This is a genomic window from Bradyrhizobium sp., assembly GCF_030654605.1.
In the GTDB taxonomy this organism is placed as follows: domain Bacteria; phylum Pseudomonadota; class Alphaproteobacteria; order Rhizobiales; family Xanthobacteraceae; genus Bradyrhizobium.
On record NZ_JAURXB010000285.1, the window covers coordinates 1 to 8473 of the forward strand.

At 63.1% G+C, this 8473-nt stretch carries 9 protein-coding genes; 3 read left to right on the top strand and 6 right to left on the bottom strand.

Features of this window, described 5'->3' with window-relative positions; genetic code table 11:
* Positions 1-131: 131 nt before the first annotated feature.
* Complete coding sequence (locus Q7U29_RS26275; RefSeq protein ID WP_304746331.1) at positions 132-860, bottom strand: glutathione S-transferase family protein; 729 nt, start codon at positions 858-860, stop codon at positions 132-134.
* A 217-nt stretch (positions 861-1077) separates the two neighbouring features.
* Here Q7U29_RS26275 and Q7U29_RS26280 point away from each other — a divergent pair, with 217 nt between their 5' ends.
* Both Q7U29_RS26280 and Q7U29_RS26285 read left to right on the top strand, forming a co-directional pair.
* Positions 1078-1776: a YafY family protein gene (locus Q7U29_RS26280; protein WP_304746333.1), complete on the top strand. Its 699-nt coding sequence runs from the start codon at positions 1078-1080 to the stop codon at positions 1774-1776.
* A 51-nt stretch (positions 1777-1827) separates the two neighbouring features.
* A complete protein-coding gene (locus Q7U29_RS26285) occupies positions 1828-2157 on the top strand; it encodes a YkgJ family cysteine cluster protein (protein ID WP_304746335.1) in 330 nt (109 codons plus the stop codon).
* Positions 2158-2297: 140 nt separating this feature from the next.
* Here Q7U29_RS26285 and Q7U29_RS26290 read toward each other — a convergent pair whose 3' ends face one another.
* Positions 2298-2705, bottom strand: a complete 408-nt coding sequence (locus tag Q7U29_RS26290; protein WP_304746337.1) for a hypothetical protein — start codon at positions 2703-2705, stop codon at positions 2298-2300.
* Between the two features lie 149 nt (positions 2706-2854).
* A complete protein-coding gene (locus tag Q7U29_RS26295) occupies positions 2855-3205 on the bottom strand; it encodes a DUF3307 domain-containing protein (protein ID WP_304746347.1) in 351 nt (116 codons plus the stop codon).
* 395 nt (positions 3206-3600) lie between these two features.
* Between Q7U29_RS26295 and Q7U29_RS26300 the strand changes: the two genes are divergently transcribed.
* Positions 3601-5001: a TAXI family TRAP transporter solute-binding subunit gene (locus Q7U29_RS26300; RefSeq protein ID WP_304746339.1), complete on the top strand. Its 1401-nt coding sequence runs from the start codon at positions 3601-3603 to the stop codon at positions 4999-5001.
* Positions 5002-5071: 70 nt separating this feature from the next.
* Here Q7U29_RS26300 and Q7U29_RS26305 read toward each other — a convergent pair whose 3' ends face one another.
* The 3 genes from Q7U29_RS26305 to Q7U29_RS26315 form a co-directional block, all read right to left on the bottom strand.
* The gene (locus Q7U29_RS26305; protein WP_304746341.1) at positions 5072-5827 is read right to left on the bottom strand and encodes an outer membrane protein; all 756 of its coding nucleotides are present in this window, start codon (positions 5825-5827) and stop codon (positions 5072-5074) included.
* Between the two features lie 270 nt (positions 5828-6097).
* Positions 6098-7012: a DUF6537 domain-containing protein gene (locus Q7U29_RS26310; protein ID WP_304746343.1), complete on the bottom strand. Its 915-nt coding sequence runs from the start codon at positions 7010-7012 to the stop codon at positions 6098-6100.
* A 17-nt stretch (positions 7013-7029) separates the two neighbouring features.
* Positions 7030-7704: a Crp/Fnr family transcriptional regulator gene (locus Q7U29_RS26315; RefSeq protein ID WP_304746345.1), complete on the bottom strand. Its 675-nt coding sequence runs from the start codon at positions 7702-7704 to the stop codon at positions 7030-7032.
* Positions 7705-8473 lie beyond the last annotated feature (769 nt).

An 8473-nucleotide genomic window follows, 5' to 3' on the forward strand; every position in this document is an offset into this window, starting at 1 on the left:
CCTGCGAACGCAGGGACCCATAACCACCGTCGCTCGGTGTTACACGATGTAGTCGAACAGCACCTTCAGGTCGAAAGTTCACGCGGTATGGGTCCCTGCGTTCGCAGGGACGACGCTGCACCTACTCAAATTCACGCCGCCTCACGCTGCTTCTCCCAGACGAAGTCCGGATAGTACTGCAGCATCATCCGGTCGACATAGGCCGTCAGATTGCCGAAATGCTCGGTCCGCTCGCGCAGGGGCGAGTTGAAGTAGGGCGTCAGGATCCCGGCCAGCGCGCCGAAGGCGGTGGCATCGGTGCCGCAGGGCGCGTCTCCCATCAGAAAGGGCTTGTCGCCGAGCTGGACCGACAGCGCAAACAGCGAGCGCATCGCAAGGTCGACATCTTCGTCCGGCGCATGGCGGCCGAGGCCGCTCAGTAAATAGTTTTCGGCAACGCGGAATTGCGCGTCTTCGCGAATCTTTTCGCGCCGGTGCTCCGGCACGGCATCGAAGAAATGCGCAGGCCCCTTGGCAAAATTCTCAGGCTCGACCCAGCGCGCGCCGACCAGTGCCCAATAGACATGGTGCTCGATCATCCGTTCGAACGCCCAGGCCTGCGCACGCGCCTGCAGACTCAGCGGCGCGTCGAAATCAAAACCGTATTTGCCTTCAATATGCGCGCGAATGAAGGTGGAATCGGCGATGATCTCGGCCTCGTCGTCGATATAGGGCAGCTGGCCCTTGGGAGACGCCGGCGGCATGGCCTTTCGCTTGCGGTAGTCGAGCCCGGCCATCTTCAGCTGGACCTCGGTCTTGGTCACAAACGGGCTGATTTCCGGCAGGCCGAAACCGGCGCCAAAGCCATAGAGGGTGATCATGTGGAAGCTCCCGATTTCCTGAGCAGTCGCTTCAAGCTATCGACCCCCTGCTGCCACCGTGGTGTCAGCAGCGGCGACATCGATATCCAGAGGTCCAGTCCGTACAAAATCATCATCGACAAAATCCCCCTTGTTGCGGTGTTGTCCCGGTATACTGCCCCCCTGCTGCCAACCTGCTGTCAGCATCGGCAAGGCCGCATCAAAAAAGAGATTCGCCATGAGACGCGCGGACCGGCTGTTTCAGATCATTCAGGTGCTCCGGCGCAACCGGAAGCCGTTGACGGCGGATGCCATCGCGGCCGAGCTGGAAACGTCGAAACGCACGATCTACCGCGACATCGCCACCCTGATCGAACAGCGGGTGCCGATCCGCGGCGAGGCCGGCATGGGTTACATCCTGGAGAAGGGCTTCGACATGCCGCCCCTGATGCTGACGCCCGACGAAATCGAGGCGGCCGTGCTTGGCGCGTCATGGGTAGTCGGTCATGCCGACCCCGTGCTGGCCAGAGCCGCCGCGGACCTGATGGCCAAGATCGCCGACACCGTGCCGGAGCGGCTCCGGCCCTTCGTGCTCGAGCCCGCCAGCCGTGTCCGCCCCGGCTGGAACAGGCAACCCGACCGCATCGACATGGCGCGGGCGCGCGCGCATATCCACGAGGGCAAGAAGATCGCGCTGTGCTATCGCGACGAACACGGCCGCGACAGCGAGCGCATCATCTGGCCGATCGCGATCGGCTATCTCGAAGCCGTGCGATTGCTGGCGGCGTGGTGCGAACTGCGCAAGGATTTTCGCAGCTTTCGAACCGATCGTGTCGTCGACGCGGTCTACCTCGACGAGAAATATCCGGAGCGGCGCGACTCCTTGCGGGCGAAATGGCGGCAGAGCCTGGTCTGGGAACCGCCGAGCGACGCCTGATCCGGATCGCAGGTGGCTGGCCGCCCTCTCCATTCCGCGCTAAACGAAACCATGGAAAACAGCGATCCAGCCGTGCATGCGGACAGCTCTTGCAGCCCTTGCCAGGCCTGCGGCGCGTGCTGTTCGTATTCGTCGAACTGGCCCCGCTTCACCATCGAGGACGACGCGGCGCTCGATCTCATTCCGGAAAAATTCGTCAACGACCGATTGTCGGGAATGCGCTGTGACGGCGACCGCTGTTCCGCGCTATCAGGCAAGGTCGGGGTTGCGACCGCATGCGGGATCTACGCAATGCGGCCTGAAGTCTGCCGAACCTGCATGCCCGGCGATGTCGAATGCGGCATGGCGCGAAAGCGGCATGGGCTGGCGGTGTTGGCTTGAACCTCTCAACGGGTCGTCCCCGCGAACGCGGGGACCCATACCGCGTGATCTATCGAGAGATCACTGGCGGCAAACGTCTCGTGAAAACAATGAACGACCGGGATTATGGGTCCCTGCGTTCGCAGGGAGAAGCTGCGTGCTTACGCGGTCACGGCTTGCGCGAAATCTTCTTCATCGAGCTCGTCCTCGACCGGCGAGAAGGTGCTCAGCGGCTTGGTCGAAAGCGTGATCGGCTTGCGGTTGCCGTAGGAGGATGACGGCGCGGTGCGGCTGCTCCGCGTTTCACGGGACAGCGCGTAGAGGGTGGAACCGACGCGCCCGCCGAGCTGGATCAGTTCGCGTTCGCTGCAGCTTGCAGCGATCGAAAGCGCCAGCGAGTGCAGATGGCTTCGGCGGTAGCAGAACAGCGCCAGCATCGCCCGGACATCGGAGGAAACGCTCTCCACCAGCACCGGCAGGCCGTTCTCATTGGCGCGGTACATCTCACCAAGCAATTCATCCCGGACCGGGCAAAAATCGTTTTCGTAGGCGTCGCGGCTTGAAAACATGGCAGTTCTCCCTGACCGCAAGGATGCAGTGCAATCTTCTAACGAAAGGTTAACCACGGGCCCCTGTAGTCACCCGGGTATCTTGACCCTGCCGAATCGTTCGTGCGCCCGCGGCGATTCGCGCCGCGCCGGTCCCGATGCCGGCGGGATCAGCCGTTCGCCGACATGAAAATCGCCAGGCCGAAGCCTGTGAGATGATGCAGGGCCTGGTCGACGCCGATCAGCGTCCAGAACCATGGATGCTCATAGGTCATGCCGAATGTGGATGAGCAAAGCCCCTTGGCGCGGTCGACCGTGATGTGAATGAGAAAATCGATGATGGCGACGAACCAGAACTTCGGCGCAATGATCAAGATCAGGGTCATGGCCACGGCGAGATGCACGAGGCAGTGCGCCAGCAGCGGTAGCGCCCAGCCGGTCTTCTGGTCCTTGCCGATCGCCATCCAGGAGTTCTGCAGCACGAAATCCGCGATGACGTGCTTCACGGTGAGGAGCAGCATCCACCCGACCAGCGCACCAACGGGCACCGACGACGACATTGTGGGAAACAACAAGGCTGACGCCCTTCGCTGGGACTGATTGGGACGGACCGGAGGCGTTCAGCGCAACTCTTCTCAAACCCGGACAATTCGACCGGTATTTGTCATTTATGACATCTCCTGTGTCGGATTGCACCTGTGGGTGGTTCGAAAAAGCCGAGGTGTGGCCCAACGGCGATAGCCCGGCCGATCGCGGCCGCGGGTAAGGTTACTCGGGCGGCCGATTTGCAATCGGCCCGGAGCGGGATATCATCCGGCAACTGAAGAATTGTCGTTCTTTTTTAGATATTTACGATCTCGCCGGCGACCCGCGGAGCCCTTAGAGGCCGTGCGCCGACCCGGCCCGGATATGAGCCATGAGCGCAGAAATCCCGACGCCGCGGGCGGCAAAGCCCTTCACGCGTTCCCGGCTTGTCAAAAGCAACCGCAGGCAGATGCTGCTTTTTGCCGCGCTGACGGTGATCCTGACGGTCGCGACGGTGTGGGGCTCCCGGGTCTGGCTGAATTCCGAAACACTGGTGTTCGCGGTCGGCAGCGCCAACGGCCCGGAGGCCCGGTTCGCCGCCAAGCTCGCCGCCATGCTCAAGAACGCCAATTCGCGGCTGCACCTCAAGATCGTTGCCAATCCCGACAGCGCCAAGGCGCTTGCGCAATTCGATCGCAAGCAGGCGGATCTTGCGATCCTGCGCACCGACGCCAAGGTCCCGTCCCGCGCGCGCGCCGTTGCGATCCTGGAGCGCGACGTGGTGCTGCTGGTCAGCCCCGCCGGCAAGAAGATCAAATCGCTCGCGGAGCTGAAGAAGAGGAAGGTTGCGCTGGTGGCTGACGCCGACAGCGGCGGCGCCACCTTCATCCGCAAACTGCTCGAAGTCTCCGACGATCCCGCCTTCGCTTCGCGTCTCCAGCTGGCGCCGCCGGTTACGAACTTCGATAAATTGCTGGCGCCGGGCGGCTATGGCGCGGTGATCGCCATCGCGCCGGTCTCGCGGCTCCTGAGGGACAAGAGCATCGAGCAGCAGGTCAGGCGTGGCGGATTGATCCTGAACGACATCAGCGAGTCGAAGGCGCTGGTCAGAAGATATCCCGGTCTTACCGAGGAGACGCTGTCGGCCGGCATGCTGTCTTCCACACCCGCCATCCCTTCGGAAGACCTCGATACGGTCGGGCTGCAGTGGCTGTTGGTCGCGCAGTCCAGGCTGTCGACCGCGGTGGCGGTAAATCTCGCGCGGGCGATCTACGAGAACAAGGGCGAGCTGGCGCTGGAGAACGGCTTCGCTTCCAGGATCGAGCCGGCCAGCACCGACAAGGACGCCTTCATCGTCGCGCACCAGGGCGCCACCGACTACCTCAACGACGACACCAAATCATTCGTCGACCGCTACAGCGACCTCGCTTATCTCGGCGTCGCCGTGCTCGGCGTCATCGGTTCGCTGTTCGCCGCGCTCTACACCAAGGTGACCCGGATTGCCCCGGAGAAGGCCAGCGCGCTGGCGACGGCCATTCTCGATATCGGCGAGCGAATGGAACATGCCACCTCGATGGATGCGCTCGACGCGTTGCAGGACGAGCTCGAGACCGTGCTTCGGGGGGTGGTGATCGGGCTGCGCGACGGCACCATCTCGAAGGACGGGCTGGATACGTTCAAGCTCGGCTATGAATTCGTGCGCGACGAACTCGCGCTGCGGCGCGAGAGCCTGAAGCGGCACGCCGGCCATGACGACAATGTGGTGATCGTCAAGACGGCGCAGAGCGCGTGAGCGGCGCAAAAAAGCCCCGGGCGATGCCGGGGCTTTAAAGCTTGTTCGAACCAGATGCTGGCCGATCAGATCAGTACTTCGCGACCACCGGGCCGCCGAAGCGGTAGTTGATGCGGGCGGTGACCATGTCCACGTCCTGGTGGATGCGATCGACCGTCTGCGCCGGCGAAGCGAACGAGATGTTACGCGCGTCGAGGAAGATGTGATTGTATTCGACACCGAACGACCAGTTCGGGGTGAAGCCGTATTCGAGGCCAGCACCGACCGTGCCGCCCCAGCGGGTTTCCGAAGCGGTTCCGACGTCAACACCGGTTACGGTATTGTAGTAGTTATACTTGTCGCTCACGACCGCGGCACCACCCTTGACGTAGAGCAGAGCGTTGTTCCAGGCGTAGCCGACGCGGCCGGTGAACAGGCCGAAGGCATCGATCCGCGAGCGATTGGTGAAGCCCGGGAAGGCAATGCTGACGTTCCGGCCGCTCAGATCGGCCCAGTTGCCCTGCGCTTCGAGACCGAACACCCAGGAACCGGCCTGCCAATTGTAGCCGATCTGGCCGCCGATCGTGCCGCCGCTTGCATCATGGCAACCTTCCGCAACATTCACAGCCAAGGGGACGGCAACGGTACCCGCATAATCCCAGCACTTGTGGCTCGATGCCCAGCCGCCGTTGGCGCCGATGTAGAAGCCGGTCCAGTTGTACATCGCCACGGCGATCGGGGCCGCCTTGGTGTAGGGACGAGCAGCCAGGTCGGCGGCCGAAGCGGCATTGACGAGTCCGAGGCTCAGAGCAGCTCCACCGAGGAGTGCGATAAATTTGGAATGCATGGGAAATCCCCCCTTGAATTGAATTCGATGACGCTAAAGAACCCCAACCGCTGATCGAAACAAGTTAAACTCACGGTTCCCCGGCGAATCGACGCACATTGCCTGTGCAGTGCGACATTTCTGCAATAGTCGCTCGCCGATTCAGCACGAAATCGCATCAAATTGCGCCAAACCAAAATTTCGTTCCATCAAGAAATCAGGGACTTAAGGGTGCATTCACCATTAACGGGCGGTTAGCGGTTCTCGCCTTCCGCACTGGCCGGGATCGACTCACACCGTCGCCTTTTCCCCGGCCGCCAGCGCCCGCGCCCTGATCTCCGCGATGGTGCGCTTGAGCGCGGCCTGCCGCGGATCCGGCAACGCAGCCGCTCGCGCCTCCGCCACGGCGCCGGCCAGATCTTCAAGCGGCAGCACGCCATCGAAAGTCGGCTTGGCGAGACCATCGATGATCGCATGCCAGTCGGCGAGGCCCTGGCGATAGGCGGCGCCGTAGCCCTGCACCATGGTCGCGGTCTGCACGATCGCGGCAGCGGCCTCGGGCTTCTTGGTCAGGGCGCGATCGATCATATGCAGCCAGCGCTCGACCCAGACCCGCTCCCTGGCATAGCGCACCGAGAACCGCCGCCAGCGCCGCAACGACGCCTCGATCTTCAGGCGGCGGATGCTCCAGCGGTTTTTGGTGCTGAAGCGGATCGAGACCTGTTTGCGCGTCCATCCCAGGCGTTCGAGGAGACCGAGAACCGGATCGGCGATCGCCGCGGGGAGCGCCTCGACCAATTCGTCCAGCCGGAATTGCCTGACGTCGTCGGCCGTCCGGGCACTCGGATCGCCGCGGGCGCTTGGATCGCCGCGGGCGCTCGGATCGCCGGTGCCGGTGTCCAGTTCGCCAAGCTTCAGCTGCGCGATCCGGACCGGATCCTGATAGCTCATGCGCATCGCCATCAGCCGCGCCACGTCGCCGAACAGCGCATCGTCGACACCGGGCTTGCCGATGAACCGCCGCAGCCGGTCCACATAAAGCTTCGCGTAGCGCGCGCCCTGATACTCCATCAGCAGATGAATGCCGTCGCTGACTTCCGGCTCCACGCCATCGGGCAGGCCGGGGGGCAGGAATGGCGGCGTGCCGTCGCCCTCGCCGATGAAATCGGAGAGCAGGTAGCGCAGCGAGGACAGGAAGCTTGCCACTCCGGCGATCCGGTCGGTCAGGCGGGCTTCGGCGCGGCAGGTGCCGGCGCGGCGGCGGCCTGCTGCGCCAGCCGCGCCTCCAGCTTGGCGATGTTCTCGAACAGCCGGGCGCTGGAGAGACGAAGGAAGTAAAAGCCGAATTCCGGGTTCTGCACGTAGAGTTCCTCGACCTTGCTGTAGCTGACGCTGAGGATCAGACCGGCCTCGATGCATTCCAGCGTCTGGGTTCGCATGTTCGATGGCGACAGCATGCCGAGTTCACCGACGATGGCGCCGACCGGCAGCTCGATGCCGGATTCGACCAGCTTGAAGCGGCCCGAGACGATGTAGAGCATGTCCTCGGCCTTCTCGTCCTTGTAGAACAGCACCTCGCCTGCGGCGCATGGGCGCTCGGTCATGAACGGCTTCAGCCAGTCCATCGACAGGTCGCCCTGGACCGACTTCTTCACGTCCCGCACCAGTTGCAGCATCTGGTGCAGCCGATAGGAATTGAGCACCAGCACCAGCGCCTGCACCACGATGATCAGGTAATTGCGGCTCGGGATCGCGGTCGCGATCAGCACCAGGTTGGTGAAGATGCCGAGGACCCGCAGCGGGATCATGGTCCGCATCGTGGTGGTCGCGATCACGAAGATCGATGCGAAGACCGCGCCTGCCGTTCCGGCGTGTTGTGCGAGATTCGAGGTATCCATGGGAAGCCAACCAGCTTGGAAAGAGTGAAACGAAACGATCGTGGTTCAGCGCGTCTCCGTCATCGTAATGACGGCGGGACGCTTTGGATATACGGAGAAAAGGCGACGATTGGTTGGGGATTCCGGCTGATTTGGGGGCGGTACGGGTAAAAAAATGCCGGTTTCCGGTTCAAACCGAAGGGGGACCCGGGGTCCAGGCATCCTTGTCCAGGCACGCCTGCGCGTTCTCGCGGCGCGACGCGCCCGAGCTGTGCCGGAAAGTTCGGCGCCCCGGATACAGAGGGCGCAGGGAAGACCGGGTGCGCGCTGCACCCGCGGTCTCATGTGCAAACTCGTGCAACAAGAAACGCACATGAGCATACAGGTTCAGCGGGGAACACCCGGCCTTCCCTGCGCAATGGCTCGACGGCTTATCTCGCGCTCACCCCGGAGTAGTGCGCTGTCTAGTCTCCGTCGCCTGGCGGAAACCGGCGCCCTGGCCCGGTCGGGCCATCAGCACCTCCGCCAGACTTGACGCCAGCATCGGGCGTCGGGTCCACACGATTTTGCCGTACGCTGCAATGCCGTCCGTCTGCCCGCCGTATGGTCGCTCACGGAGTTGATCCCGCCCCGCCACCGCCCGCGCGCCCGACACCGCCGCGTCCACCGCATCCCCGACCCACGTTTCGTGACGATCATGATACGCCCCTCTGAAAGGGCCGGGATGGACGGGAATGTGCGGGTGATTTGGGGGAGGAGTCAAGGAAAATTTCTGAAAATCGGAAATTAT

Bases quoted from the DNA above. Each gene is read 5' to 3' on its own strand.
- Q7U29_RS26280 (WP_304746333.1), top strand. From the start codon at position 1,078: ATGAGACGCGCGGACCGGCTGTTTCAGATCATTCAGGTGCTCCGGCGC.
- Q7U29_RS26285 (WP_304746335.1), top strand. From the start codon at position 1,828: ATGGAAAACAGCGATCCAGCCGTGCATGCGGACAGCTCTTGCAGCCCT.
- Q7U29_RS26275 (WP_304746331.1), bottom strand. From the start codon at position 860: ATGATCACCCTCTATGGCTTTGGCGCCGGTTTCGGCCTGCCGGAAATC.
- Q7U29_RS26315 (WP_304746345.1), bottom strand. From the start codon at position 7,704: ATGGATACCTCGAATCTCGCACAACACGCCGGAACGGCAGGCGCGGTC.
- Q7U29_RS26290 (WP_304746337.1), bottom strand. From the start codon at position 2,705: ATGTTTTCAAGCCGCGACGCCTACGAAAACGATTTTTGCCCGGTCCGG.
- Q7U29_RS26295 (WP_304746347.1), bottom strand. From the start codon at position 3,205: ATGCTGCTCCTCACCGTGAAGCACGTCATCGCGGATTTCGTGCTGCAG.
- Q7U29_RS26305 (WP_304746341.1), bottom strand. From the start codon at position 5,827: ATGCATTCCAAATTTATCGCACTCCTCGGTGGAGCTGCTCTGAGCCTC.
- Q7U29_RS26300 (WP_304746339.1), top strand. From the start codon at position 3,601: ATGAGCGCAGAAATCCCGACGCCGCGGGCGGCAAAGCCCTTCACGCGT.